This window comes from Mesorhizobium sp. M7A.F.Ce.TU.012.03.2.1 (assembly GCF_004006095.1).
Classification (GTDB): Bacteria; Pseudomonadota; Alphaproteobacteria; order Rhizobiales; family Rhizobiaceae; genus Mesorhizobium.
The window spans coordinates 2,095,088-2,120,396 of the sequence record NZ_CP034779.1 but is presented as its reverse complement, the minus strand read 5'-3'; the positions used below and the strand labels follow the sequence as shown (position 1 = coordinate 2,120,396).

17 protein-coding genes and 6 pseudogenes are annotated in these 25,309 nt (G+C 58.6%); 11 read left to right on the top strand and 12 right to left on the bottom strand.

Annotation, left to right across the window (positions count from 1 at the left end; genetic code table 11):
• Window positions 1-513: 513 nt before the first annotated feature.
• Window positions 514-1,041: pseudogene (locus EJ079_RS10235) on the bottom strand (helix-turn-helix domain-containing protein); the annotation flags it as partial.
• Between the two features lie 539 nt (window positions 1,042-1,580).
• On the opposite strand from EJ079_RS10235, the gene EJ079_RS10230 reads away from it, so the two are divergent.
• The 3 genes from EJ079_RS10230 (at window position 1,581) to EJ079_RS34185 (ending at window position 4,810) form a co-directional block, all read left to right on the top strand.
• Complete coding sequence (locus EJ079_RS10230) at window positions 1,581-2,771, top strand: aminotransferase class V-fold PLP-dependent enzyme (protein ID WP_245472898.1); 1,191 nt, start codon at window positions 1,581-1,583, stop codon at window positions 2,769-2,771.
• 37 nt (window positions 2,772-2,808) lie between these two features.
• A complete protein-coding gene (locus EJ079_RS10225) occupies window positions 2,809-3,951 on the top strand; it encodes a M20 family metallopeptidase (RefSeq protein ID WP_127383202.1) in 1,143 nt (380 codons plus the stop codon).
• A gap of 661 nt (window positions 3,952-4,612) precedes the next feature.
• Window positions 4,613-4,810 (top strand): SDR family oxidoreductase, encoded by a 198-nt coding sequence (locus EJ079_RS34185; protein ID WP_127811315.1) that lies wholly within the window; start codon window positions 4,613-4,615, stop codon window positions 4,808-4,810.
• Window positions 4,811-5,513: 703 nt separating this feature from the next.
• Here EJ079_RS34185 and EJ079_RS10210 read toward each other — a convergent pair.
• The 6 genes and pseudogenes from EJ079_RS10210 to EJ079_RS33800 form a co-directional block, all read right to left on the bottom strand.
• Window positions 5,514-7,116 (bottom strand): annotated as a pseudogene (locus tag EJ079_RS10210) (ABC transporter ATP-binding protein).
• Window positions 7,109-7,248: pseudogene (locus tag EJ079_RS33805) on the bottom strand (ABC transporter permease); the annotation flags it as partial. The pseudogenes EJ079_RS33805 and EJ079_RS10210, both read right to left, overlap by 8 nt.
• A gap of 169 nt (window positions 7,249-7,417) precedes the next feature.
• The gene (locus tag EJ079_RS10200) at window positions 7,418-8,596 is read right to left on the bottom strand and encodes a Xaa-Pro peptidase family protein (RefSeq protein ID WP_164781876.1); all 1,179 of its coding nucleotides are present in this window, start codon (window positions 8,594-8,596) and stop codon (window positions 7,418-7,420) included.
• Window positions 8,597-9,037: 441 nt separating this feature from the next.
• Window positions 9,038-9,472 (bottom strand): hypothetical protein, encoded by a 435-nt coding sequence (locus EJ079_RS10195; protein ID WP_245481851.1) that lies wholly within the window; start codon window positions 9,470-9,472, stop codon window positions 9,038-9,040.
• A 688-nt stretch (window positions 9,473-10,160) separates the two neighbouring features.
• Window positions 10,161-10,625 carry an Lrp/AsnC family transcriptional regulator gene (locus tag EJ079_RS10190; protein WP_127383292.1) on the bottom strand — a complete coding sequence of 155 codons (465 nt, stop codon included), beginning with the start codon at window positions 10,623-10,625 and terminating at the stop codon, window positions 10,161-10,163.
• Window positions 10,626-11,283: 658 nt separating this feature from the next.
• Window positions 11,284-11,418, bottom strand: coding sequence for a hypothetical protein (locus tag EJ079_RS33800; RefSeq protein WP_245481850.1), 135 nt, complete (start codon window positions 11,416-11,418; stop codon window positions 11,284-11,286).
• Between the two features lie 302 nt (window positions 11,419-11,720).
• Here EJ079_RS33800 and EJ079_RS10180 point away from each other — a divergent pair, with 302 nt between their 5' ends.
• The gene (locus EJ079_RS10180) at window positions 11,721-12,044 is read left to right on the top strand and encodes a hypothetical protein (RefSeq protein WP_127808931.1); all 324 of its coding nucleotides are present in this window, start codon (window positions 11,721-11,723) and stop codon (window positions 12,042-12,044) included.
• A 149-nt stretch (window positions 12,045-12,193) separates the two neighbouring features.
• Here the strand turns inward: EJ079_RS10180 and EJ079_RS10175 are convergent, their stop codons facing one another.
• Window positions 12,194-13,579: an IS1380 family transposase gene (locus EJ079_RS10175; protein ID WP_127808930.1), complete on the bottom strand. Its 1,386-nt coding sequence runs from the start codon at window positions 13,577-13,579 to the stop codon at window positions 12,194-12,196.
• 168 nt (window positions 13,580-13,747) lie between these two features.
• Window positions 13,748-14,358, bottom strand: a pseudogene (locus EJ079_RS10170) (IS630 family transposase); the annotation flags it as partial.
• A gap of 563 nt (window positions 14,359-14,921) precedes the next feature.
• Here EJ079_RS10170 and EJ079_RS34275 point away from each other — a divergent pair.
• From EJ079_RS34275 to EJ079_RS34175, 3 genes are read left to right on the top strand one after another with little or no spacing between them, the layout of a single operon-like run.
• Complete coding sequence (locus EJ079_RS34275) at window positions 14,922-15,218, top strand: transposase (RefSeq protein ID WP_348629734.1); 297 nt, start codon at window positions 14,922-14,924, stop codon at window positions 15,216-15,218.
• A complete protein-coding gene (locus EJ079_RS34180) occupies window positions 15,139-15,597 on the top strand; it encodes a transposase (protein WP_348629744.1) in 459 nt (152 codons plus the stop codon). The genes EJ079_RS34275 and EJ079_RS34180 overlap by 80 nt, the downstream gene beginning before the upstream one ends.
• A complete protein-coding gene (locus EJ079_RS34175; RefSeq protein WP_275955036.1) occupies window positions 15,537-15,977 on the top strand; it encodes a transposase in 441 nt (146 codons plus the stop codon). The genes EJ079_RS34180 and EJ079_RS34175 overlap by 61 nt, the downstream gene beginning before the upstream one ends.
• Window positions 15,978-16,229: 252 nt before the next feature.
• On the opposite strand, the pseudogene EJ079_RS10160 reads toward EJ079_RS34175, so the two are convergent.
• The 3 genes and pseudogenes from EJ079_RS10160 to EJ079_RS10150 form a co-directional block, all read right to left on the bottom strand.
• Window positions 16,230-16,924 (bottom strand): annotated as a pseudogene (locus EJ079_RS10160) (hypothetical protein).
• A 445-nt stretch (window positions 16,925-17,369) separates the two neighbouring features.
• Window positions 17,370-18,593: an acetyl-CoA carboxylase biotin carboxylase subunit family protein gene (locus EJ079_RS10155; protein WP_127808929.1), complete on the bottom strand. Its 1,224-nt coding sequence runs from the start codon at window positions 18,591-18,593 to the stop codon at window positions 17,370-17,372.
• 348 nt (window positions 18,594-18,941) lie between these two features.
• Window positions 18,942-20,828, bottom strand: coding sequence for an IucA/IucC family protein (locus EJ079_RS10150; RefSeq protein ID WP_127383215.1), 1,887 nt, complete (start codon window positions 20,826-20,828; stop codon window positions 18,942-18,944).
• A gap of 1,571 nt (window positions 20,829-22,399) precedes the next feature.
• On the opposite strand from EJ079_RS10150, the gene ectB reads away from it, so the two are divergent.
• The 4 genes and pseudogenes from ectB to tnpB all read left to right on the top strand — a co-directional run.
• Window positions 22,400-23,860, top strand: a complete 1,461-nt coding sequence (gene ectB / locus EJ079_RS10145) for a diaminobutyrate--2-oxoglutarate transaminase (RefSeq protein ID WP_127808928.1) — start codon at window positions 22,400-22,402, stop codon at window positions 23,858-23,860.
• 259 nt (window positions 23,861-24,119) lie between these two features.
• Window positions 24,120-24,767, top strand: a complete 648-nt coding sequence (locus EJ079_RS10140; RefSeq protein WP_348629733.1) for a transposase — start codon at window positions 24,120-24,122, stop codon at window positions 24,765-24,767.
• Window positions 24,742-25,188, top strand: a complete 447-nt coding sequence (locus EJ079_RS10135; RefSeq protein WP_127808927.1) for a transposase — start codon at window positions 24,742-24,744, stop codon at window positions 25,186-25,188. The genes EJ079_RS10140 and EJ079_RS10135 overlap by 26 nt, the downstream gene beginning before the upstream one ends.
• Window positions 25,185-25,301: pseudogene (tnpB, locus tag EJ079_RS10130) on the top strand (IS66 family insertion sequence element accessory protein TnpB); the annotation flags it as partial. The gene EJ079_RS10135 and the pseudogene tnpB, both read left to right, overlap by 4 nt.
• Window positions 25,302-25,309: the final 8 nt, after the last annotated feature.

Genomic DNA, 25,309 nt, shown 5'->3' with positions numbered 1-25,309 from the left:
CTGCACCAATGAGGGTAGTTCCAACCGCGCGATCGAAGAGGATCGGAAATGAACGGATGTAGCCACGCACCTCAGACTCGAGACGCTCGAAAATTGCGATGCTCGCATCGTTCGAAGGCGAGAATTTCTTGTTCATAGCGGCGATCTCCTTGTTCATAGAAGCGAATTCCTTCGAATTGGCAGCCCGCATCTAGCGGCGTCAAACCCGTGTGGATGAATCTAGCAGCGTCGAATGAGCGATCTGCTCTAATTCTCCGCTGCATACGCAGAAGATCGGCGTTTTTTCCCCAGTCCTGCATAAAATCAGCTGCTTTGAGGGTGGTAAGTGGGTAATTCACGCTCTGATCAACGGGATGGGCCGGACAGGCCACTGTTGCGGCGATGGCAAATGTAATGATGAAGTTCCGCGCACCCATGTCTTTGCCACAGGTTCGCCCTTGTTCATTTATTGGACAGCACGGGGAGACGGTAGGCCCTGAGACGGCGGTCGATGATGCTCTCATATGCGGGGTTTTCGTCGACCGACAGCACAATGGCGTGAGCCGGCGGATCAACATAGAGGCCGACGACGTTGCGCAATTTGTCGACGAACTGCGGACCGTTGGAGAGCTTGAACTGGCGCCAGCGGTTGGGCTGCAGCCCGTGCGCCTTCCAGATGCGGCGCACCGCTGGCGCTGATGCCGGCCGCGGCCGCCATCATGTCGGCGGCCCAGTGTGCCTCGTCTCGCCAGGCGGGTCCTGCAACGTCAGTGCCACAACGCGCTCGGCGACTTCAGGTCCGAGTGGGGCAATGCGCGAGGGGCGCGTCTTGTCGCGTAACAGTCCCTCCAAGCCTTCCGCGGCGAAGCGCTCCTGCCAGCGCCACACGCAGGTCTTGGATTTACCAGTTTGCCGCATGATCTCGACGGTGCCCACGCCGTCGCTGCTCAACAGAATGATCTCGGCTCGCCAAACGTGCTTCTGCGCATTGCGATCTCTGATCAGCGCGCCCAGACGCTGACGGGCAATCGAAGAAACGGTGAGCAATATTCCTGTGCGCATGCCAGACTCGCATGCGCACTCACAAAAGGGAATCCCCACCCCGGACTCTTATGTCAGGCGTAAACCACTAGTTGCAACCGTCGAAACTGGCATGGAAAGCCGGGCGAACTCACCCCAATGGGGCTCAAGCCGAATACCCCATCTGTCTCATCTTCGCTCCGATGAGGCTACGATGAGCCAGAATTCCTCGCTTCCTCGTTAAACCAATTCAGCTTGTCGAGGATTTCGCGCCGGTTTTCGGCGTCTTTCAGGTTGAAGCCAGTCTCCCAACCCAGCCGACCTAGATCGATCCCTCGGTCCTTTTCGCGGCCCCCGAAGCGCTTGCGTCACCATCGCGGTCCACGGGAATCCTGCACGCAACCGATTGGCCCGCAGAAAATCTGCAGAAATAGACTCAAACAGGGCGCCTTTCGCGCATATAAACGGATATAGTGAACCCACTGGCAGCTGGTTCTCCGCTGCCGCTAGTCGCGGTCGCGCTTAGACGTCTATTCGCGGCATTGGACGCAGGTAAACCGTAATTGACGAGTCCCATGACTATGAACGGCAGTTTCCTTCCCTTAGCCATCATCCGGGAAGAGTTCCCGGCGACACAAAACGCCATCTACATGGACGTTGCAAATCAGGGGCTGATCTCCCGAAGCACCAGAACATCGTTCGAGGAGCATCTGGATAACAGATTGCACGGGGTAAACGATGAACTTAGCCAGTTGAAGGACATCGAAAAGACACGTGCTAGGTTTGCCCAATTTATCCGAGCAGACAAAGATGAAATTTCTATCACGAAGAACGCCTCAGAGGGGATTAACATAATCGCCAACGCGATCGACTGGCGCCCGGGAGACAGCGTGGTCCTATGCCCTCAGCTGGAGCATGCAAACAACATCCTGCCCTGGCTTCAAGTCAAAGCCCTGCATAATGTTCAGCTAAAATTCGTGGAGCCCGATGACGGTTCGATTCCAGTGGACGCGATTGTCAATGCGCTTGATTCCAGCACGCGCGTTGTGGCGCTTTCAACCGCGACGATGGTTCCTGGTTTTCGCACGGTCACGGAACCTATCGCGGAGGCCTGCAGGCGCCATGGCACGTTCCTTCTGGCGGATGGAACTCAATCGGTTGGAATACTCCATACGGATGTTGATCGGTTGGGCGTGGATGCTTTGGCCGTCTCGACCGTAAAGGGCCTGATGGGCCTTTACGGATCGGGATTTCTCTACTGCCGCCGGCAGTGGGCCGATCGGCTCAAGCCAGCCTACCTTGCTCGCTTCAGCGTCGATCTCGGAAATGCCCCGGAATCGGCTCCCATTCTCAACGCCGCCAACCTGCGGGCCGGGGCGCCTCGTTTTGACATTGGTCATTACAACTTCCCAGGCATGATCGCTGCCCACGCATCATTGGGGCAACTGCTGGAGATCGGAACAGAAGCAATCGACAATCACGTGACGTCTTTGGCAAAACGATTGGCTTCAGGACTGTTGCAACTCGGACTGCCTGTCTGTGGCGGCGCGCCCAGCAAGCACACTGGAAGTATTGTAGCAGTGGGCGATATGGCTACGCTCAGCGGAGCGCGAGAAGCCGCCCCCTATATTCATGCACTACACAGCTATCTTGCTGAGAATAAAGTTCTTGTATCCACCCGACGAGGATTGCTCCGATTTTCGCTCCATCTTTACAACACAGAGGAGGAAGTCGACTTAGTTGTCCATCTAGTAAAGAATTGGTCGAAGTAGTTTGCGCCGCCAGATAACGAGCAGAACAGGAGAGTTTATGTCATCGCCTAGCGCAGATACCGTCGCGCTCCTCCAGGACCTAGTCAAAATTGAGAGCGTGAACCCATCGCTTTCGCCGAGGGGCAGCGGAGAACAGCGGATTGCCGCATATCTTGAGAGGTTTTGCAAGGACCGGAACCTGCCGTATGAACTCCAACACGTTGTCGACGGCCGCTCGAACTTCCTGACGTGGGTTCCAGGCAAAGACCCTAATCGGCGCGTTCTTTTTGTGGCCCATATGGACACAGTGCCAACCGACAATTGGGCGTCGGACCCATTTTCTCCTGAAATGAAAGATAATCGGATCTACGGCCGAGGTAGTTGCGACACCAAGGCTTCCCTTTCGGCGATGATGATCGCCCTCAGTACCCTAGGGAACTGTCAACCCAATGCTACAATTGTCGTTGCCGCCAGCATTGATGAAGAGTACCGCAAGATAGGCGCCCGCGCTATCGCTCTCTCCGGCACGTCGTATGACGCCGCAGTGGTGGGTGAACCAACCGAGCTTGAGCTGGTAGTCGCCCACAAAGGCTCGGTCCGCTGGCAAATCGAGGTTCAGGGCGTCCCTGCTCACACCTCGAAGCCACACCTCGGAGTCAATGCGATCACCGGCATGGCAAAGGTCGTATTGGGGCTCAACGAACACGGTCAGGATCTCGCTTCGCGCACCCAGCCTTTGGTCAGTCCTCCAACTTTGACGGTAAGCCTAATCGAAGGTGGCTTGGAACTGACGACAGTCCCTCCGTCGTGCCGCATCTGGGTTGATCGACGCCTTGTTCCGGGAGAGCGACCAGAGCAGGCTTTGCAAGAAGTAGAGAACATACTGCAAGGTTTGCGAGATCGCGAAAACATCAAGGTCCGATCCCTACTACCAGCGCTGGAAGACCCGGCTCCGGACAGTGCCGAGTCGAGTAAGATAGCGTCCGTGGCAGCGCAGGCGTGTGCCGAGGTTGCCGGGACCGGTAAGTACATTGGAGTACCTTACGGAACAGATGCCAGTCAGCTCTCGTTAGCCGGAATTCCATGCATCGTCCTCGGGCCAGGAAGTATTGATCGCGCTCACACTAATAACGAATTTGTTGAATTGGACCAACTTGCCAAGTCAGTTGATATATATAGACATATAATGCTCAGTTATTAGGCCCTTGTAAGGATGACGATCGAAGGTTACGTCACATAGCTCTTTCATCAATCAGGAAGAGGTTCCTGGCAATGAATTATCATAGCCGAAAGGTTCTGTACGGCCGGTGCAATGGTCTAGGTTTTGAATCGCCAAACGACCCGCGAAAGACGGTGCTGAAGTTGCAATTTGTGCTCGCAATCAGTCGACCCTAGACAAAGCCTGTAGGTGAGTTGCGGAATATTGAGAGATGCGCAGGCGCTCATGGCGTCGTCGCCGACCTCGCGCGGCGTTCCGATGTCGACATGTTGTTTGGACGTACTCTGGAGCTCCTCGGCAACATCGACTGCCTCGCCGTTAATTCTGATCTTATGCCGTACGGAACCATCGAAAATGTAGTGGACCAGGATTGGGATCATTCCTACGAGACGCTTCTTATAAGTGCAGTGCGGCTGTCGCGAGCCGCAGCCAGGATGATGAAAGCGTCTGGTCCCGGCGGGGATATCGTCTTTGTTTCCTCCGCAGGCGTGCATGAGGTGACAGGCCACCTACTCGTATCGAATGTCATGCGTGCCGGAATAGCAGTGCTAGCAAAGCACCTTGCTGACACACTTTCCGGCAGTGGCGTTCGCGTGAATGTGTCGCGCCTGGCTATTTCGATACAGGCAGAGTTCACAAGAGAATTGAGGCCTTAATACTCGACGAGGGTCTCAATCGAGAAGCCGCCATTGAACGTGTCGCCAATGCCAATCCCTTGGGGCGGATTGGAACTGCCGAAGAGCTCGCGGAGCTAGTTGGATTTATCGTGAGCGACCGTGCAAGGTATCTCAATGGTACCACAATCGTGATTGATGGAGGGAGCAGCCGTTTCGTAAAGTAGCTGTAGGTGGAGCTTAGAACATCTGTCGCGGCAGCCGCAGTAACGTGGCACACGCCCTGTCCGGTCGCCGATCACCTGGAGCACGAGCTCGGTCGAAGGCCGTCTGAGACCTGCTGCAAGGAAAGCCAGGTCGCTGTTCGTGGCATCCATTGATCGGGACCCCTATCGTCGCGATCCAAAGTTCCGGAGCATGTTCATGCAGATGGTGGAGGAACCGCTCGTTCTGCTCGTTAAGAGTTTGCCTCTTCGCACGGACCCATGCACAATTCCGGCGCGATGGCGGACGCCAATCGTGAACTCGATGGAGCAGTCGATGGCCGCTTCTCGCGGGCGGCTGTCCACCTGTAGACGGTCGCCTTGCTGCCTTCAAAGCCGCGGTGCTCGAGTGCGGTCAACAGCTGTAACCCATTGCGCTGGCCTTCCTCCCAGCGCTTTCGTGACAGGCTCAAGAAGCATCCTGTGGTCAAAGCGCGAGGCGGTCGACTTCACCGGCACCTTGCCGCAGCGGGCGGACAATCTCAAAGCTTCCGCCCCGGCCACGCGGGGGCGCTGCTATATTATTCAACGTGGCGAACGATGAATGCCGGCTTGCCTCAGGCCGAGCCGTGGTGCCCTTCTACGCACGGTGGCGGCACCCGCTCATATCTGGAGCAGCGGTCGGAAAAGAGTCCAGGTGATCGGTACTGCCGGAGCTCCGTTGAGCTCAGTTCCCCGCGCTCTCCATGTGGCGTCCCTTGATCGCGTTTTCCAGCCAGCCAACCTCCATCTCGGGAGCCGAGGAGAGCAGCACGGCGTTCCCGCGTTACATCACCGCAATGGAATCGGCGATTGCCTTCACGATCGCAAGATCATGGGTGATGAACAGGTAGGCCACGTCCTCAATATTCTGCAGGCGCAGCAACAGCTTGAGGATGCCATCTTCCACCAGCGGGTCGAGCGCGGAAGTGACCTCGTCGCAAATGATGAGTTTTCGCTTGGCGGCGAGCGCACGGGCGATGCAGACCCCTTGCTTCTGTCCGCCGGAAAGCCCTGCAAGATAGCGATCGGCGAAACCCTTGCCCATCTCGCCCTCTTCCAGAAGCTCGGCCACGCGGGCCTCGCGCTCGCGTCCGCGCATGCCGAAATAGAATTCGAGCGGACGGCCAATGATGGTGCCGACGGTCTGGCGCGGGTTCATCGCCACGTCGGCCATCTGGTAGATCATCTGCAACTCGCGCAGATCGTCCCTGGAGCGGTTGGCGAGCCTCAGCGTGAGCGTGCGGCCGGCGAAAGCGATGCCTGCCCGACATTGGCGGCAGCAGACCGGTGATGACGCGGGCAAGCGTGGATTTGCCCGAGCCGGACTCGATGACCACGGCCAGCGTCTGACCGGGATGGACGTCGACCGAGACGTCCTGCAGCACCTTCACATAGCCGCCATAGGCCGCGGTCACATTCTTCACCTGGAGCACTGGACTGGTTGCCGGCGTCTTTTCCTTATGCTTGATCGATCGGACAGACACCAAAGCCTTGGTGTAGTCCATCCGTGGCGCCTGGATGATCTGCCGCGTCTCGTCATACTTCACCATCTTGCCGTGACGCAGCATCATAATCTGGGCCGAGATTTGGGCAACGACCGCGAGGTCATGTGTAATGTAAAGGGGCGGCCACGCCAGTATCGCGGATTGCGTCTTTTATCGCAGCAAGCACATCGATCTGCGTCGTCACGTCGAGAGCACTGGTAGGCTCGTCGAGACGATCAGGTTGGGTTCGGAGCATAGGGCCATGGCCGTCATCACTCACTGCAACTGCCGCCCGAGACCTGGTGCGGGTAACGGCGGCCGATGTTCTCGGGGTTCGGCAGGCGGAGTTTTTGAAACAGGCCGCGTGCTTATCTGCCTCGGCCCGCCCGCGACGCCGAGCAACAGCGCCGCTTCTACAACCTGGTCCATCAGCCGGTGCGCGGGTTGAAAGCGGCCGCGGCCGACTGCGCGACAAAGCAAACCTCGCTGCCGCGCACCTTGCGCAATCCCTGGACGCAGCCTTTAGATGTCGCCGACTTTGAGGATGACCTCGCCGCCGGTGATGCGCACACCGCCTAGGCCATAGCCCATCGAGGCCAGGCCGATGGTCGATTTGCCGGCGCCGGCCTCTCTGATCAGGCCGAAGGCGCAGCCCTTTCTCCAGCTTCAGCGAATCGCCGTCAACGATCACCGTATTCCGCGGATCGCCCCCGGCGAATAGGCGGTCGCTTCGATCCGCAGATTCCGGATGTCGAGCAACGGACCACTTCCGCCACCAGGCCGTTTTCCAGCCGCCTTAGACACCGCCGCGCGCTCCTTTGAGAGAAGTGGTCCGGTTGAGGATCCAATCGGCGACGAGATTGACGAGAGGGCGAGTGCTGCGATGGCGCCGGCCGGGATCAGGGCAGCGGAAATTCCGAAAACTATGCCGCCCTTGAGGAAGGGTTCAGCTGGATCAGAAAGATCGCAGACCAAGACCCGCTACCGTCGCGTGAACCGCGCCGGATGGCTTTCAGCTTCGCTGCCGCAGCCTACAATCTCGTGCGGCTGCCGATGATAACGGCGGAGACCGGCTAATGGCCAAGTCCCCGCCTTGTAGCCGGGTTCAGCAAACATAGAGTTGACGTTTGCAATTCGTGAGTATTTCACATCCTGTCTCCGTCACACGAACTGTTTCGCTCGTGCCAGCGTCGGCAAAACCGAAGACCTTTACCAGAGATGGGATATGAAATGTCATATTCGGACGCAGCGTCCGCGTTTCTCCCCGCTTGAAAGACAGCATGTAGCCTTCACCCCAATCAGGCGGGAAATTGATGCCGATCGAGTAACCGGTTCTCTTGAAGCGCCCCTCGTACCCCCCTTCCGTCACAGTCCTCGACCAGACATTCCAAACTTCCTCCAGAGGACGCCCGGGCCGGATGGCCTCAATCATTTCCTCTAGCGCCTTGCGGGAAACCTCTTCCATGCGTTCCAACTCGCGGTTAGCTGGTTTGACGACAGCGAGCCGCATGAGGGCGGCGCTGTAGCGTCGGACACAACCTGATATTTCAAGTAGGACCGGATCACCTTCGAGGATCTTTCTTCCGGACCAAGTTGCATGCGCGTGGCTGGTACGAACGCCTGACGCAACGAATATCGGCAAACCCGGATACTCGCTTCCCATGCTAGTCACAACGCGCTGAATCTCGGCGGCGATATCATTTTCGTTTGCGCCAGCATGAATTTGGCTAATCCCAGCCTCCATCCCCGCATCTGCGATGCGGGCAGCTTGGCGAATGCATTCAAGTTCGAGGTCTGATTTCACCACCCTCGCGCTTTCGACCGTTAGGGAGCCGTCCGCAAATCTTGCGCCGTTGAATAGTTCTTTGAGACGTTCGTAATCAACGATTGTCAGAAACCAACTTATTTTCTCAATGCCAATGGTTGAGTTTGCGTACCCCATGCTTCGAATCGTATCCGCGAGAAGCGCGACGGGCGACTCATGATCCATATAGCTGGAGGATTGGTCGATCCAGGAAAAGACTTTGACGTTGGTCTCTTCGATACCGCGAGTTATATGAAATGGCTCTCCATCAATTGGCACTAGCAGGAATTGGCTGCTGTAATATCCTACCGTATGGTACCCGCTCAGGTAGTATATGTTTTCAGGTGTGCTTACAACAAGCAGATCCAATCCTCTCTCTGCCATCTCCTGCCGAACAGCTTTGAGGCGCCGCTGAAATTCGGCGACCGAGAATGCAAGATTTTTTTGAACAACGGCGTTATCAATGCCTGGAACTTTCATATAACCCATCCTTGACTTTGAACCAGGCACTCAGCTGTGCCGATCCGTAACACACCGAAACCATAACAAGTGCCAACAAGCTGCATCACGCGGAGTGTGCCTCCGCCCTGCAGGAAATCGGCATTTTTTAGGATGCGTGCGCACAATATCTCCATAGTAGGAGGAACCAGAAGCAGGACGGAACGGGTCCAGCCGCATCGTAAGACTAAAAGCCTTGCGTAACAGTTGGCTTTCGGTGGCCGCTGCATCATGAGAATCCTAAGCTTTGCCGGGGCTCTCCACCATTTACCAGAAGGATCTTTGATCGCTGAACGAGGGGTTGAAGGTGGTGCCGGCTTCGGGAATGGCGCAGGCTATGTCGAGGAGACGTCTGATGACCATACAGCTCTTGCCCGGGCGCTTGGCGACCAGCGCTCCCCTGGAACTGCGCAACGCATCACATCACTGCAGGCCATCGAATGCTTCGGCGAGTAACGTGGCGAGAACGAGCCTTCCCACTCCCGCAAGATGCGAGGATCTCCACTGTCCTCCCGGCTTGTCTCCTCCTCGCTCGGGGATGAGGCGGGTCGTCAGGACACCGAACTGATGGTGCGCCTGCTTGAGTTGCCGGTTGAAGGCGGATGCGCGCAACATCCGTGGCGCCCGCCAGGTGAAACGATCACGGAAGCGACACGGCACCTCGATCGCGACCTGGATCAGGGATGCCTCAACTGTGCCGTTTGTCGCCACCAGCCAGGCAACGATCTTGGCGAGGCCATCGCGGCCCTCCTTGAAGCCGCTCTCGCCCATTTTTCGAGCATCGCGCGTGAGGAACGATATGATGACCTTTGTGACTCCCAGTCGACGCCGGCATGCCCGTTGTTTCTGATCGCTCATTGCCCCTCTCCGTTCGAGCAGACAAGCCATCGATGACGGCCAATCCGATGAGCACGCGTCCACCTGGTGATCGGGCCACAGGGGCGATTAGCGCTCTGACGAATTGGCTCGGTCCCGAAAGGCTGCGGCAATTCGGGCCGTCGCCCGCGGGTCCCGCTATCTTCCGCTAGGCTTCGCTTCTCCCGACACCGGCGTGTCTCAAAATTGTAGGCGTTAAAGGTGCCATATCCCTCCGCTCCGTACGAAATCTTCGCTTTTTCTGCTGCCTCATTGCCACATCTATTCAGGCGGACACGGTAGCCATTGTGATCTAAACCTCGGCTGGAAGTTTTCGAAGCGCTTTGAGACATTATGTCCGCGAAAATCGGAGGGTAACCCACCAAGATTCGCAGCAGCCAGTCATCGGTCACCGCCGCGGGGGCGCTTCTTTAAGGGACAAGTTTGTGGAGGGGGGATCGGTGGCGTCGACGGCTGTCGCGGCGAATGCCGACGGTTCGTTGGGCGGTCGGCCACGCGTTGTCGGAGTCGCACAGCAGCTGCGCGATAAGGCAAGGCTCGAGTCGTTGTGTTTCGGCGCGGGGACTTTGGGGAGGGCGCGATTAACTCTGAAGCACAGGAGGATGCACACGGCCATGCAGATGGGAGAAGTCGACTTCGGCTTCGGCGTTGGCTTGGCAACGTGATTTTTCTATTCGTCAATTGGCACAGCAAGGGATACCTTAGTCCGATCCATAACAACCATTGTGCTGAATCCTTTGATGTCGGGATTTTCATAAAAAAACCGACGTGTGAATGCCTCATACTCCACCATGTCACGCACGGATACTGTGAGAACGAAATCGGCATCACCTGTTACATAATATGCGTTCATGATTTCAGGCGTGCGCCGGATCGCTTGCTTGAAACGATCAATGATATCTGAGCGATCGCGCTCTAGACTGATAGATACCAGCATGAGCATGGGCCGACCCACGGCTCCCGGTGAGATTATTGAAACATCAGCCTCAATCACACGAGCATCTCGAAGTCGTTTCAATCGCCGCTGACACGCCGTGGCTGATAAGCCAGCAAGTTCGCCCAATTCTTCTGTTGTTAGGCGGTTGTTTCGCTGGACGGCGCTGAGAATCTTTCGGTCAACTCGATCCAAATCCATTGAGATCTCTGCAAAAAAAACCTGCTTTTTCGTAGGAAAGCGGCGCACGGAGATCCCTATTAGCCCGAAATCGGCAACGAAGAAAGCATAAAATGGGGTCCGGCCTGCGAAAGCTTGGGGCAGTTATCTCGCGGTGAAATATCTCTTGTAACCCGGTCTTCCAAGACGAGCGCAGGTAATCAGCATTCTCAACCCGCTACTTACACCGTGCCTCCCATCGGAGAGAGCGATGTCCCGAACCCGTTAAATAACGTGAGCAAGAGCTTTGGCGAATTCCGTTTGCTCGAGGGGCAATTAATCTCAGGCTGGCCGCCGAGGAGATGGAGTTCCCGTATGGCTGACGAAAACCTGCCCGACGAGCGGCTGAGGTCGACAACCGCACCGTGTCCCTTGCCGAGGCCGAGGGTGCTGCGGCGGGATTGAACGCACCTGATGGGCTTGGCGGCGACAAGCGACTTGCCGACTACCAGTATTGACAGCGCGCTGGTCTTCAGGTCAGGCTCGGCAAGACTGAAAGCAGCCGCAGCCTAAGATCGGGCGATCCGGCCGTACGCCGGTTCCTCCAGGAACGACGGGCGGGGCTCGGCCGTGGAAAAGCCTGAACCAAGGCGATCGGTTCAGGCCGGCCACATGGCGTGGGAGGCGTTCAGGTTCCTCATCACCTGATGCTCCCGCAACCTGTCCCACAGACGGTCGATGTTCGGCCAGGCGCTCGGAACCCTTCAACTTGGGGATGCCAGGCCGCCAGTGTGACGAGATAGATGTCGACCAGCGAAAGCCAGTTGCCGAACAACCAGTCCTGGCCTTTGAGGCGGCATCGAGAATGGCAAAGCCGCGATCCATTTCGGCAACCGCAGCCTCCTTCACCGCTTCCATGCAGCTTGGGTCAGCCATCTAGCGATCGGCGTAGTAGAACCGCAGGTCAGCCGAAGCACAAGAGGGCTTTAGAGACTGACCCGAGACCATCGCCGAGGATTTGCCCACCGATGCTGGACGACGCTTGCCGCCGGCGAAGGCGCCAGGGGCCTGCGGCTCTACGCCTGGGCCGCTATCCGCCTGCCCTGGACCACGCACGAGGGGTTCGAGCGCTGGCACTTGATCCGCCGCAGCCGCAAGGAGCCGGAGAAGCTCGCCTATTATCTGGTCTTTGCCCCTGAGGGCACGGCGTTGGCCGAACTGGCCGGTGCCGCCGGCCTCGGCTGCGCGGTCGAGGAATGCTTCGCGCGCGCCAAAGACGATCTCGGCCCCGACCATTGCGAGGCGCGATCCTGGCACGGCTGGCACCGCCACATGGGCCTGGTCGGCCGCAGCCGCCTGACCATCATGACGGCTCTCCTGCCCAGTGTACCCGAAATCCGCTACCTGCTGGCGCGGCTTCTGCTCCGGCCGCCAACCAGCGCATCCTTCATCATCGCCTAGCCCGGATAACTCACACTGTCTTGCGGCGTAGGTCTGTGAGCTGCATTTTTGGGAGCGCTTGAGTTGCGCGCAAGGGCTGTCGCCGCGCGAAGCGGTCGTTGTGGTTCGGCGATATCCTTGTTGTTGACGGGAGGGGTGGATCGGGGCGCTCAGATGGCGGCTGCCGATAGCCTGGCGTAGGTCAGTGCCCATTCGCGCTGGAAGAGGCAGGCGGAGTTCATGGCCAGCCTGACGCGGCGCACGGAGACGCTGACCAGGGCGCCGATCTTGAACAGCTTGAGACGGATGGTGGCGCAGCTTGCCCTGGCAAGGCGGGTGTTGGCCAGGCCGATGCGGCGCAGCGCGCAGACCAGCACATAGGCCATCGAGGCGAACCAGAGCCTGAGCTGGTTGGCCCGCATGGTGGCGGCCGAGGTGCGGTCGGCGAACAAATCGAGCTGGCATTCCTTGATGCGGTTCTCCATCTCGCCGCGGGCGCAGTAGAGGTCCTCATAGAGGCTCTGTGCCGGCCAGGTCTCCGCGTCGAGCGAGGTGACGACGAAGCGCGGATTGGCCTCGCCTTGCGTCCACTCGGCCTTGGCCACGACCCTGCGCCGGCGGCTCCAGCTCTTGCGCGTGGTCCACAGGAAATCCTTGAAGCGGCGGGCCGGCCGGCTGGTGAGGGAACTCTCTGCTATGGCCTCCTCCAGTTCAGCTCCGATGTAGCGAACCAGTCGAGCATTGCGGGCCAGGCCGAACAGGTAATCGACGGCATTGCTCTCGCACCAGGCCATCAGTGCCTCGCGGGCGAAGCCGGAATCGGCACGAAGCACGATGCGAACCTTCGGCCAGCGGTCGCGCAACTGGCGCACGATGCGCGCGATCGCCTCGACCGAGCCGGCGGCGGCGGCGTCGATGTTGGCGGGCCGCAGCTTGGCGCACAGCAAATGATCGCCGCAGAAGACGTAGAGCGGCAGATAGCAGTAGTGGCCGTAATCGCCGTGGAAGAACCGCCCCTCCTGGTTGCCGTGCAGGGGATCGTCGGTGGCGTCCAGATCCAGCACGATCTCTTCGGGCGCAGTTGCATGCGCGCCCACGAACAGCTCGACGAACAACGCCTCGATCGCCGCCGGATCGTGGCTGATCTTGTGATAGCGCGAGGGCTGCGGCCGGCTCAGCTCCGGCCGGTTGAGCGTCGACTTGCCGGCGATGGCCGCGCATTTCCTGTGGCGACGCGCCTTCAGCTTGCCGCCCAGCAGAGCCATCACCGGATCGTGGCGCAATTCGTCATGATCGTTCAGGTCTTTATAGCCGAGCGTCAGAGCGAAGATGCGCTGCCCCACCAGCGTCTTCACCTCGTGCTCGATCAAGTCCGGATTGCGCGCATCCACGAAGCAGCGGGCAAAGCGGCCGATCAATCCGATCGCCCGCTCCGTCAGCCCCAGCAGCAGCGCGCCGGCATCCGAGGTGATCGTTCCGCCGCAAAAGCCGGCCACAACGGCGCGCTTTTCATCGGATGCAAAATCAAACCGTTCTGCGCTACACTCTGTTTGCATCGGGGAGCACCTCTGCCTCGGGTAAGTCTTTGTAGCAGAAGCATTTTCCCTGGTTCGGAGCCCCGATGCACCTCACTCTGTGAGATATCCGGGCTAGCCGCTTTGGCGCAGGCAACATCAGGCCGACGCCGCCATCGCGCACTACAAGCGGCGATCAAATCCGCAACTCTAGTGGATTGATTCCAACGTTTGGAACCCTCGGTTTCGGGCGGCGATAATGTCATCGAGGTTGGCTTTCCAGATGAATGGTTGCGGGTTCTCGGCATTGTGTTCGCGAATGAAGCGGTTGATGGCGGCCTGAAGATCTACAACGGAGTGGAAGACGCCGTGCTTGAGCCTGCGCCGGTGAGTTTGTCGAAGAAGCCCTCGACGACGTTGGGCCAGGAGCAAGATGTTGGGGTGAAATGGCGCGGGTGGCGGTCGAGTCAGGCGCGGATCTTGTCTTTTTTGGCGCGGCGTAATTGTCGAGGATCACATGGATTGCGTTGTCCGTCGGCACCGCGCGCTCTATGCGGTTGAGGAGGCGGACGAACTCCTGATGGCGATGGCGCTGCTGTTCTGCGCGATGACCGTGCCGTCAAGCACGTTAAGGGCAGCGAAGAGCGTCGTTGTGCCGTGTCGTGCCGGCGCGGCCCTTCTTCAATTGGCAAGCCGGGCTGGGTTCGGCCGAGGGCTGGATCTGCGACTTCTCGTCGACCCACAGCACCACGGCATGGGCCGGCGGATAGACGTACAAAGCCAACGATGGTCGTCAGCTTCTCGGCGAAGGCCGGGTCGTCGACATGCTTCGGCGGGACCGGCGCGCGGTACCAGGCGAAGGCAAAGTGGAAGGTGCTTGTTCCAAGGGTTCAATTGCTCCGTACAGAAGCGCGGCTCAAGAACGTTCGTGTCCTCGCGCGAGCGCCCGATTATCTGCACGCCCATCGGCAAATCTCGCTGGTCGAAACCTGCGGGAATACCGATAGAGCGTTGCCAGCGTCAGGCCGATGACCCTGCATCCATCAGTGATAGGTATGCATTGTCCGTCTATTGATCTCCTTGGGCCAATGGATCGATGCGTCGAACGAGAAGTCCTGGGCCGATGGGAGCGCGACAGATAGTCGTACCGATAGTCCTGAAGGTTCTGCAAAAAGCTCTGGAGAGAGAACAGGCCTTGCCTTCAGGCGAGGCGGCCATGGCACGCTGGTGACGTTGCGATCACCGATTCCCGTGGAAGGGTGAATGCCATGACCAATCGAGAAGTTAGACTGAGCAGAGGCGAGTTGAAAGCGTTGCTGTTGTCGGATGAGGACGGCTTTCGCAAGTATTGCAGACTGTGGTGCAGGAGGCTTTGGAAGCCGAGATGACGGAGGCGATCGGGGCCGAGAAAGGCGAGCGGACGACGGAGCGGGTTGGGTACCGTTCCGGCTGTTACGAACGCAAGCTTGTGACGCGGGTTGGCGTGCTGGAGCTTCGGGTTCCGCAAGATCGGGCCGGCCGGTTCTCGGCGGAGTTGTTTGAGCGTTATCAGCGCTCGGAGAACGCACTGGTATCGGCGCTGGTCGAGATGTACGTGCAAGGTGAAGGCGATCACCGAGGAGCTGTGCGGTCATGCCTTCTCGGCCTCGACGGTAAGCCAGGCGACGGCGCGGCTGGATGAAGCCCTGAAGGCGTTCTTTGAGCAGCGGCTTGCCGAACCTTACCCGAACCACATTCTGGATGCGCGCTATGAGCGGGCGCGCGAAGCCGGCGTGATCGCCAGCCAGGCGATGCTGGTGGCGATCGGGGTCGACTGGGAGGGCCGGCGCCAGGTGCTCGGTGTCGAACTGGCCAACCGGGAAAGCCACTCGAGCTGGCGCGCGTTCGTGGCCGGGCTCAAGCAGCGCGGGCGTCGAGTTTGTCGTCTCCGACGACCATCCTGGGCTCAGGGCAGCGATCCGGGAAGTCCTCGCCCGAGGCAGTCTGGCAGCGCTGTTACGTGCACTTCCTCAGAAACGCGCTCGATTATGTGCCGCGCAAGGTCGATGACGACTGCCTGATGGAGCTCAGATGGTTCTATGACCGGCGCGACCTAGGAGGTCAAGCGCGACCTGGCGCAGTGGATCGCCAAATGGCAGGCCGATACCCGAAGCTGGTGGATTGGGTGGAGAACAACATCGAGGAGACGCTGAGCTTCTACCGGCTGCCGCTGCCGCATCACAAGCACATGAAGTCGACGAACATGCTGGAGCGGCTGAACCAGGAGATCAAGCGGCGCACCCTGGTCGTTCGCGTCTTCCCCAACCCGCAGAGCTGTTTGCGGCTGGTTCGGGCATTGGCGGTGGAGATCCACGAGAACTGGCTCGAGGCGACCCGCTACCTCAACATGGATCATCTGCGCGAGCACAAGAAGGAGAACCTGAGGGCACTGGCCGCCTGAGACGCGGCCGCCATGTCCGCCGCTCCGCTAAACACGGGGGCTGCGCGGCGGACACGCCAACGTCACCGCTGTGCAGAACTTGACGCACACAACTTTTGAATGTCAGATGCGCTTCCTCGACGAGATTGAGGAAGCGTCGTTATCCCGAACATCCATCTCGACATGCGCCAGCGGCCGTCAATGGCCTTGGCGAAGTCGGGAACCTTAGCCATCAGCCGGCCTCCGCTACGAGCTTGGGCGTCGCACTAGATTTTAGCGGGGGCTCCGAAGGTGACGGCCCATTCCGACACGGTCGCGGCCGCAGAACCTGGTCTTGTGCTGGTCGGCCAAAACCTTGATCCAACCGAACGCCTCTTCGATGCGCCTGATGCGCTGGCCGATGGCATAGCCGCCATGCCGCGTCGTGCGCCCGCCGATCGCGGAACTGCGGCCGCTGATGTTTGCCCCATGCGCGGCGTCACCCGCATCGAGCGCAGCTCATTGACGAAGTCCTCCGCGTTGTCGGCCTTGTCCGCGCCGAGCGTGATCGCCTGTGGCCGGTCCGCGCGAGGCTCAATCCTGTGCAGTGCCGCCACCCGTACGGCATGCCCGTCGGCGAATGTCAGGCAGGCGTCGACAAAAGGCCATGGCGGTTCTCCATCAGCTCATGCCCCATAAAGCAGAGCTTTGCTTCCTTGCCGCGTCCCTTGCGTAGAGCCTAGCGTCAGGATCGGTGGTTGAAGCATGCGTCTCGTTGGACCGTTTCTGCCCGTGGAAGTCCGCTTCCACATTGCGGGACCGAGGATCGCCCCAATTGGCGAATACAGCGCCGCGAAATCCTCCGCCAGCGCCGACAGCGCGTCGTTCACGATCCCCCGGATCGCGCGGAGCTGAGCGTGTTGCCGAACCCGCGCCTCAAGATCCACGTAGCTGAACAGTTGGCCAGTACGACTATCGCTGCCCCGCACGACTCATCCTCCGAATCCCTTCAGAGAAAATGAATCACAACCGCGGCCCAAGAGCGAGCGCCCTTTTCAACATCCTGCTAGTCCATGCTGCGGTACGCGCGGATCCGAGCGTCTCTCGGTCAAGGCGCATTCAAGGGTATACCCGGCCGGCCTGCGTTGGGAATGCGGTGGTGATATGGTAGCAAGCGGCGCAAGAAATCCAGATTGTCCTCCTCCCAGCCGACGCTGTCTTGAAATCGCATCATTCGCGATTGTGCCCGCAGATCGCGAGTAACAAGATTTTCAACTCAGCCAAAATCAACCTGATCGGGTTTTCGACGGGCTGCCAAGTGTGATCATCGACCCACGCCACTCTCGCGGCGTAAATTGCGCCAATGTTCGGCAACGATCACACTTTACCCGGGGAACCCGCGCTGGTGCGGAGAAGTGCGGGGGCTGATTGTTCCTATTCGGTCGGAAATGGTATAATAGACCAACTGATTAAGTCGACCGCACGCTGAAGTATCTCCTCGGTCTGAGCAAGGCTGGGTGAAACGGCGATGACACATCCCATGGAGTCTCGGTAATCGCCTTTCCTGACGATCGGCGTCTTGGGTTTAACAAAAAAGCTGACCTCGGCGACGCCTGGCACAGCCGCCGCCCGATTGTCACCACCAATCCAATCGAGGATGCCATCGCGATCAGGAAGTAGGGACCGCCAGGCCGAAACGTGCGAATGGCTTCTGCGCAAATTGCATTCGTCGCCGATGACAAGTTTGATGTGCTCGGTGATGAGATCGACACCGTAAGCCAGCTGAACCGGTTGAGGACCGCCACTAATACGCGGGTTGACTTCAATAACGATTGGACCCCGCTTCGTCCATCGGAGTTCGATAGCCGTTGGCCCCCAAGCAAGGCCGAGAGCTCCTAGGCAACTCAGCGAAACATCGGCGATGCGTTTATACTCGTCATGGGTCAGCGGGGCCGGGAAGGTGCCCTCACGGAAGACGAAATGCGGTGGGTTGTGGAAGGCAGCCGCTTCAATCCCAATGACCTCATTTCCCATTATATGAACGGCATAATAGGGGCCTTGAGCGAATTCTTCGACCAGTATCCTCGGGGAAGACACCCATGTGTGCGTCCCGCCCATCAGATAGCTCGTGTGTTCGGTTAGCTCATCGACGTCACGGCACAATCGGACACCGCAGCTACCGCTGCCTGCGGCTGGCTTAAGAATCACGGGCAGACCAATCTGCGCCGCAGAGCTTGCTACGTCCGCTGCATTCGTTGCCAAGCGATAAGCAGGTATTGGAATGCCCGCTTCCGCGAGGAGTTGACGTTGAGTGAATTTGTTGCAGCATCGTTCAATCGATGCGGGGTTCGGTCCCGGTAAATCGAAATGCCGGCAGAGCTTGCCAATCGTCGCATAGAGCGACTCGTCGAGGTCCGTGAAACCAGTAATCCCCGCAATGTCATACGTCACAGACAGCCGAGAACATACCTGGATCAGCGCATCGAGATTCTCTGTGTCGACAGGGATTGCCTCGAGCTTTTCCGCCGCAAGATAGCCGTGCCGAGCTGGATCAGCCGACAGGGTAATTGGATGAAGGCCCAGACGCTGGGCCGCTTGGACGTATCGCAGACCAATACCTCTATGACCTTCAACCAGGATGAGCGCTCTTCTTGCCATTTGCAGGACCTTCCTTTGCGTGTTGTGTGGCGGTCTGAACGTCAACAGGCGTCAGCTTTCTAGCTGTGCCTCAGACTTGGGGTGAAGATACTATTTACAGCGATCCGCGGTCGTAAAGATTCTGTGAAGTCATTTTGAAGGTTATGTTACGATGTTTTGTTACCGCGGTTTTGACAAGGTCCGTCTCGACGGTTCCTAGTATTAGTGGAAGGACCGGATCAAAAGAGTCCGATTTGGGAATCCGCCCCCATGAGGAACTCCTGGCCAAGGGAGGGCGCGACAAGCGCCGTTTACGAAACCAGGCCGAGCATACACCTCCGAAGCCGCGAAGCGCGGAAGAGGCTTTTGTCATTCCGCTTCCGCCAACGGGTTGGGAAGCTCGTGCTCGACCGCATCATCGCGATAGCGCTCCAGATGCATCCGGAGCACCGAGCGCGTCGGCCAGGGAAGCTCGAGAAAAGCCTTGCGTTCCTCAAGCCAGAACGCGTCAGATAACATGCGTGGCCTGAGCGCGTCAAAAGCTGCCTCGGTTTCTTCCCGAAGGATGCGCCAAAGGCTCGTGCCAGTCAGTGGATACTGTTCATTGAGGCACAGCGCGACCTCATGAAGATGACAGATAAAGCAGGCATCGATGAGCAATGAGCGCACGAGACTGATATCGTCATCGAATGTGGTGGGTGAGACTCCCTTGCGACGGAATACCTTGAGGCGGTGCCCGCGTTCCTTGAACAGGGGCGCAAAACTGAAGCCATCTCCAAAATCACGGATCAACAGTTTTTGTGGGCGGCCGGTTTCATCGAACAGAATTGTGCTATTTTGCTGATGCGCCTCGAAGGCAATTCCGTAAAGAAGATACATGCCGAGTGTTGGCCGGATGACGGTGCCCGCATAGACCCGGAAAAACGCAGATACGGTCCCCTCGCTTTCATCGCCGTTCCTGGCGATCAATTCGCAAATGAGGGGACGGCCATCCATCGGGCTTCCCGTCAACAATGCAGCCACAGTAACTGGCAAAAGTCCGTCCTTGCGTGCAAGAGCGTTGGCGTTGCGGTAGATAACGGAAAGAAAGCGGCCCGGATGCTCGTCGCCCGTCTCCGGGTGATGCAAGATTGCGCCCAACTCTTCAGTGAAGATCTCCAGCCCCCCGTGGAAATTCCTCTCTTTTGACAGAATTTCGGAAATAAGGTTGCTGAGACGCGGCCCCATGTAAATCGACCTGGCCTGCAGAGTGCGCTGTGCGCTGGTCATCCAGATCGCGACCGGCAGCTTGATAAAGGGCCTCAGTTCATGTGTGTCCGGCAGCATCGTGCGAAAGGACATGGACGGCAGCGTAAGGATCTCCGGGCCATCCGGGTCGAAAACACCGGAAGCAATCTCGGACGCGAATACACGGCGCACGAAATTCTCAAGGTGCCAGCTGTGGACAGGCAGAGGAAGCCAGTCCTCAGGCGATTTTCCACGTTCGTTCAGACCTTCGGCCCAGTCGCGCCAAAGGTCGGGAAAGTTTTCTGAGAACCATTCCGAATAGCTGCCGACATGCGCCATTTTCTCCACATGAACCCATTCTTTGCGCATCCCTGTGATGCGCACGCGCACACGAGCACCGAATTCAGGCGACAACGTACTCACGTCCTTGGGCGAAAGGCCGGGCTTGGCCTTCCATGTCGGATAAATCGGGTGACCTTCCAACGCGCCCCACTGATCGAGAGTCATGGCTGCCAAGTGCGGCGGCAAGCTCTTAGCAAGATAGGCCAGGAATCCCTGCGCGCCTGCTTTCGCTACTTTCGCACGCAGCGCGGCGCTCCAGTGCTCCCGGTGGCGACGCGCCAGGACGTCATTGCGCACGCTGTTGTCGATGTCGTGCAAAAGATTCTCCAAGCCGTCCGATGCAAGCGAAATCGCCAGGGCGGGCGCGACCTGCCTTATGAGACCGGATGGATCATCGATCCGGTGCCGGGCGCCGCTTTCGTCCAGCACTTCGATGGAACCCCGATTTTGCATTGTTCCGGCAGGTGCGCGACGCAAGTCGGTGAAATGCAAGACCTGGCGTGTCACCCAAAGAGGAAGCCAGGCTTGGCGGCCATCGCGCGCCCGCATTAATCCATCTCGTTCTAGAAAACCCTCGGCGAACAGGCAGCGTACCAACCGGTCGAGCGCATTGCGCGATGCATTCTCCCAAAGCTGCGCCTCGCGCACCTGAGTTTCATTTTCCGCGGAAGGCATTCTCTTGTCCATTAGGCTTCCTCTGGCCAAGTGCTCTGCAATACGCGGTGCGCTTTCTGCGACCCGCGACCGGCAGCTTCTGCTGCCTGGCTACAAGGGAGCTTCAAAAGTCGTGCCGGCCGAGCAGAAGGACCGCCGGAAATAATGTTCTGCATAGGATTCAAAGGTTTAAATTAGAGTGCATCAGCAACGCAGCCGGCCGGCACCGTGTTACGGTCTCGACAAAACCGACAATTCGCGTCGGTGCCCGGCGGCTGGCGCCCCGCCGAGTACCAGCCGATCGCCTACTGTCCCCGTTCCCGCGTGCTTTTTTGCGCTGGTGCATTTCGGCGGTGCCGAGGGCGGTCACAAGAACCCGGCAGGGGAAATTTAGGCTTTCGAGTTAGGACAAAACACTCTAATGGTTCGGACTGAATGCGCAATTAGCCAGAGGCAGCCACTCTGGACATGCACCGAGCGAGCGAACAAACGCAAACAGCACCCCAACTGAATTCTAAGTGATCGAGAGACTCAACAAGAACGACTGACATTCGACCGTGCCCTTGAAATGTGCTGCGTGCGTTTTCTTGAGCACCAACCGAACTCCCATCCTTGCCGCGCAGTCGTAAGCGGTGCCTGCCCCAGCGCTTTTGCCCTTACCTAATAGAGCAGTGCCACGCGATCGCGATCGTTTACTCGCGCCTGAGGTAAAACAAATGGGACTGATGTTCCAGGATCCATGCGCGACGCCACAAATGGCATTGAGCCGATGGTCGGCCTTTCTACCATGCAGGAGATATCCGAGTCGCGAACAGATCTCCGGTGTGGAAGCCTTCAAGCACTTCCTCCGGGCACCGGCTGATCGGCCTGCAACTCGGGCCGAATGCATGGCCCCATTTCCAACGGGGCGACGCCGTGGGACAGCAGAGCTGCCCGCGTGAAGTCGATCAGAACCGCTTTCGCATCCCCGCCACAGACGAATATTATCCGCAGATTAAGGTGGTTCGTCCCATCCAGATGCTGGCACAGGCTCAACCAGGCCCGGCTCCAGCTCCCGAGGCATGCGACACCGATTACATCCGGATACTATGTGACGCCGACGCGCTCGACGGCCCTGCCGATATGCTGCCGGGTCAAGGGCCTCATCCGGCGTGCTGGCCGGCCAATCAAGCAAGACCCGATCGTCCGATCGAACGGGCACGGCGAGCGGATCAGGCGAACTTGTCGTAGCAACGCTTAAGCGGCGCGTATGCAGGACGATCGGTTATCCGAAGACCAGCCGGTGGATCAGGGTAGCGAGTCGTCTCTTGGGACCTCTACCTATGGGCCTACCCTCAAGGGAGTCCTCCCCGACTTCTCGCTGCTGGGTAAGCCGACCGACAACGCCCGGTCAAGGCGTTTAACCTTCTTTAGGTGTGTAACTTCAGCAACATCATTATGCAATGTTGCCCCCCTCTCTCAGCGAATTTGATATGCCAGATATCGCAAGAAACAAGACTGTTGCAAAGAATCGTAATTCTTTAACTCAGGAACGCGCATTTTTATGAGATCATGATGCCGCGTTTATTTGGGGGCGCTCTGGAAATTCGAAGGAATTCGCTTCTATGAACAAGGAGATCGCCGCTATGAACAAGAAATTCTCGCCTTCGAACGATGCGAGCACCGCAATTTTCGAGCGTCTCGAGTCTGAGGTGCGTGGCTACATCCGTTCATTTCCGATCCTCTTCGATCGCGCGGTTGGAACTACCCTCATTGGTGCAGNCGCAATTTTCGAGCGTCTCGAGTCTGAGGTGCGTGGCTACATCCGTTCATTTCCGATCCTCTTCGATCGCGCGGTTGGAACTACCCTCATTGGTGCAGACGGTCGTGAGTATCTCGATTTTTTCGCCGGGGCAGGCGCCCTTAATTACGGCCATAATAACCCCGCCTTCAAGAAGGCGCTGCTGGCTTACATCGAGCGCGACGGCATCGTGCATGGGCTTGACCTTGCCACGAGTGCCAAGAAGGCATTTATCGAAGCCTTTGAGCAATACATCCTGAAGCCGCGTGGTCTGAATTATAAGCTGCAGTTTACTGGTCCCACAGGTACAAACGCAGTCGAGGCAGCGCTGAAGCTGGCGCGCCTAGTAACCGGCAGAGCGAATATCGTCGCATTTACCAATGCGTTCCATGGCGTTAGCGCCGGATCGTTGGCTGCGACTGGAAACAAGAAGTACCGCAGTGCTGCAGGCTACCCCGTCTCGCATGTGGCATTTTTGCCCTATGATGGTTATCTCGGCGCTTCCGTTGACACGCTCGATTACTTTGAAAAGCTACTGAACGATCCGAGCAGCGGTCTGGACAAACCTGCCGCGGTGATTCTGGAAGCAGTTCAAGGGGAAGGGGGCATCAATCCTGCAAGCTTTAAATGGCTGCATAGGCTGCGTGACCTCACCGCAAAGCATGGGATCCTGATGATTCTGGATGATATCCAGGCAGGTGTCGGCCGCACGGGACAATTCTTCAGTTTTGAAGCTGCTAAGATCGTGCCTGACATTGTCACTCTGTCAAAGTCGTTGTCGGCAATCGGAACGCCGATGTCGCTCGTTCTTCTGAAGCCTGAACTGGATATTTGGTCTCCTGGTGCGCACAGCGGCACGTTCAGAGGCAATAACCTTGCTTTCGTGACTGCTCGCGTGGCTCTTGAGACCTATTGGGCTGATACGAAATTTGAGGAGGAAATCGCTCGCAAGTCCGCGATCCTGGCGGAGGAACTCAAGTCAATCGCAGAAAACTTCCCCAGCCTTGGCCTGACCTTACGGGGCCGCGGATTGATGTACGGTCTTGTATCGCAAAAGCACCGTTCATTGGCGGTCCAAATCGCGGGGGAAGCTCTTCGTCGCGGCTTGGTGATCGAGACCTGTGGCGGGCGGAGCGAGGTGCTCAAGTTCCTTGTTGCTCTTACCATTACCGAGGCTGACCTGCGCCGTGGTTTGTCAATCGTTCGCGAGAGCATTGGCGCTGTGCAGGCCAGTATGGAGAAAAATCCAGTTCAAACGGCCGTCGACCTCGAGGTTGATGCATAGCAACTGCGTCCTGTTTTCGCGAGAGCATTGGCGCTGTGCAGGCCAGTATGGAGAAAAATCCAGTTCAAACGGCCGTCGACCTCGAGGTTGATGCATAGCAACTGCGTCCTGTTGGTGGACACAGCTGATTTTTTGGAAGGTCAAGCTAGCCTAGACGTCATGTTCCAGGGCTGAGATCGGTGGCCCGCCCTTTCGTTCGATTAAAAGACGAGGGTTGCTCGGATGGGCCGAGCCGATCCTCGCGCACGGAGGGCGAGCCATGGGAGAGTGTAGCGAAGCGTTTGTCGCGTTTGATGTAGCCAAGAAGAAGCACGCGGTGGCGATGGCGGAGGGCGGCCGCACTGGCGAGGTCCGGTTTGTCGGCGAGGTCGAAAATAGTCCTGCAGCGATAGAGCGGACGATCAAGAAGCTGGGACAGAAGTATGATCGACTGCACGTCTGCTTCGAGGCCGTGCCGACGGGTTACGGGTTGTGCCGGCAGGTTCGCGATCTTGGTCAGGACTGCATGGTGGTTGCGCCGGCCCTGATCCCGAAGGGGTCGCGGATCAAGACGAACCGACGGGACGCGGTCACGCTGGCGCGGCTGCATCGGGCGGGCGAGCTGACTGGGGTGTGGGTGCCGGACGTCCTCCGTGAGGCTGTCCGCGATGCTCGGGAAACTGCAGGCGACGATCTGCGCCGTAAACGCCAGCAACTGCTCTCCTTCCTTCTGCGCATGGCCGGATCTACGAGGGCGGCGGTCATTGAACATTGGCGCACCGTCGCTGGCTTGCCCGCCAGAGCTTCGCGCATATGGCGCAGCAGAGTAAGCGCTGTCCCGGCGGCACCTTTCGCGCGTGGATGTAAGGGACGATGTTCGAGGCCTTTGAGGGCTTCGACATATGACGATTTCAGAGTTTACGCTTAAGTCCAAGGACGAGGAGCCGGTCCGTCGGCTGGAAATCTTCACTGGTTCGGGTCGGCGGCGTGAGTGGCCGCCGGAGGAGAAGGCCCGGATAGTGGCGGAGAGCTACGAGGCGGACGAGACGGTTTGTGCTGTGGCACGCCGGTATGGACTTTCCCCGCAGCAATTGTTCACCTGGCGCCGGGCTGCTCGCCGGCCGATGGGGGAGGCAGCGGTATCGGAGTCCATGTTCGTGCCGGCGGTGGTGACGGCAGCGCTTCCGAAGCACGCGGCGAAGCATCGGCCACAGCCAAGGAAGCGGGAGCCGGCTCGAGACGCTGGTGTGATCGAGCTTGAGATCGACGGCATCGCAATGCGGGTAGGTCGTGGGGCGGATTCGAAGACGGTTGCAGCTGTGATCCGTGCGCTGAGGGCAACGTCGTGATCGGGCCAACGGGAGCGGTCAAGGTCATGGTGGTGACGAAGCCCGTCGACTTCCGCAAGGGAGCGGAAGGTCTGGCAGCGCTCGTGCGCGAGGCGATGGGCGCGGATCCGTTCTTATGCGT

What these genes read in the sequence shown, in the direction of transcription:
- EJ079_RS10135 (WP_127808927.1), top strand. Translation starts at nt 24,742, where the DNA reads ATGACGATTTCAGAGTTTACGCTTAAGTCCAAGGACGAGGAGCCGGTC.
- EJ079_RS10150 (WP_127383215.1), bottom strand. Translation starts at nt 20,828, where the DNA reads ATGGACAAGAGAATGCCTTCCGCGGAAAATGAAACTCAGGTGCGCGAG.
- EJ079_RS10190 (WP_127383292.1), bottom strand. Translation starts at nt 10,625, where the DNA reads ATGGATTTGGATCGAGTTGACCGAAAGATTCTCAGCGCCGTCCAGCGA.
- EJ079_RS10155 (WP_127808929.1), bottom strand. Translation starts at nt 18,593, where the DNA reads ATGGCAAGAAGAGCGCTCATCCTGGTTGAAGGTCATAGAGGTATTGGT.
- EJ079_RS10140 (WP_348629733.1), top strand. Translation starts at nt 24,120, where the DNA reads ATGGGAGAGTGTAGCGAAGCGTTTGTCGCGTTTGATGTAGCCAAGAAG.
- EJ079_RS10195 (WP_245481851.1), bottom strand. Translation starts at nt 9,472, where the DNA reads ATGAGCGATCAGAAACAACGGGCATGCCGGCGTCGACTGGGAGTCACA.
- EJ079_RS10230 (WP_245472898.1), top strand. Translation starts at nt 1,581, where the DNA reads ATGAACGGCAGTTTCCTTCCCTTAGCCATCATCCGGGAAGAGTTCCCG.
- EJ079_RS34275 (WP_348629734.1), top strand. Translation starts at nt 14,922, where the DNA reads ATGACGGAGGCGATCGGGGCCGAGAAAGGCGAGCGGACGACGGAGCGG.
- EJ079_RS10225 (WP_127383202.1), top strand. Translation starts at nt 2,809, where the DNA reads ATGTCATCGCCTAGCGCAGATACCGTCGCGCTCCTCCAGGACCTAGTC.
- EJ079_RS10200 (WP_164781876.1), bottom strand. Translation starts at nt 8,596, where the DNA reads ATGAAAGTTCCAGGCATTGATAACGCCGTTGTTCAAAAAAATCTTGCA.
- EJ079_RS10175 (WP_127808930.1), bottom strand. Translation starts at nt 13,579, where the DNA reads ATGCAAACAGAGTGTAGCGCAGAACGGTTTGATTTTGCATCCGATGAA.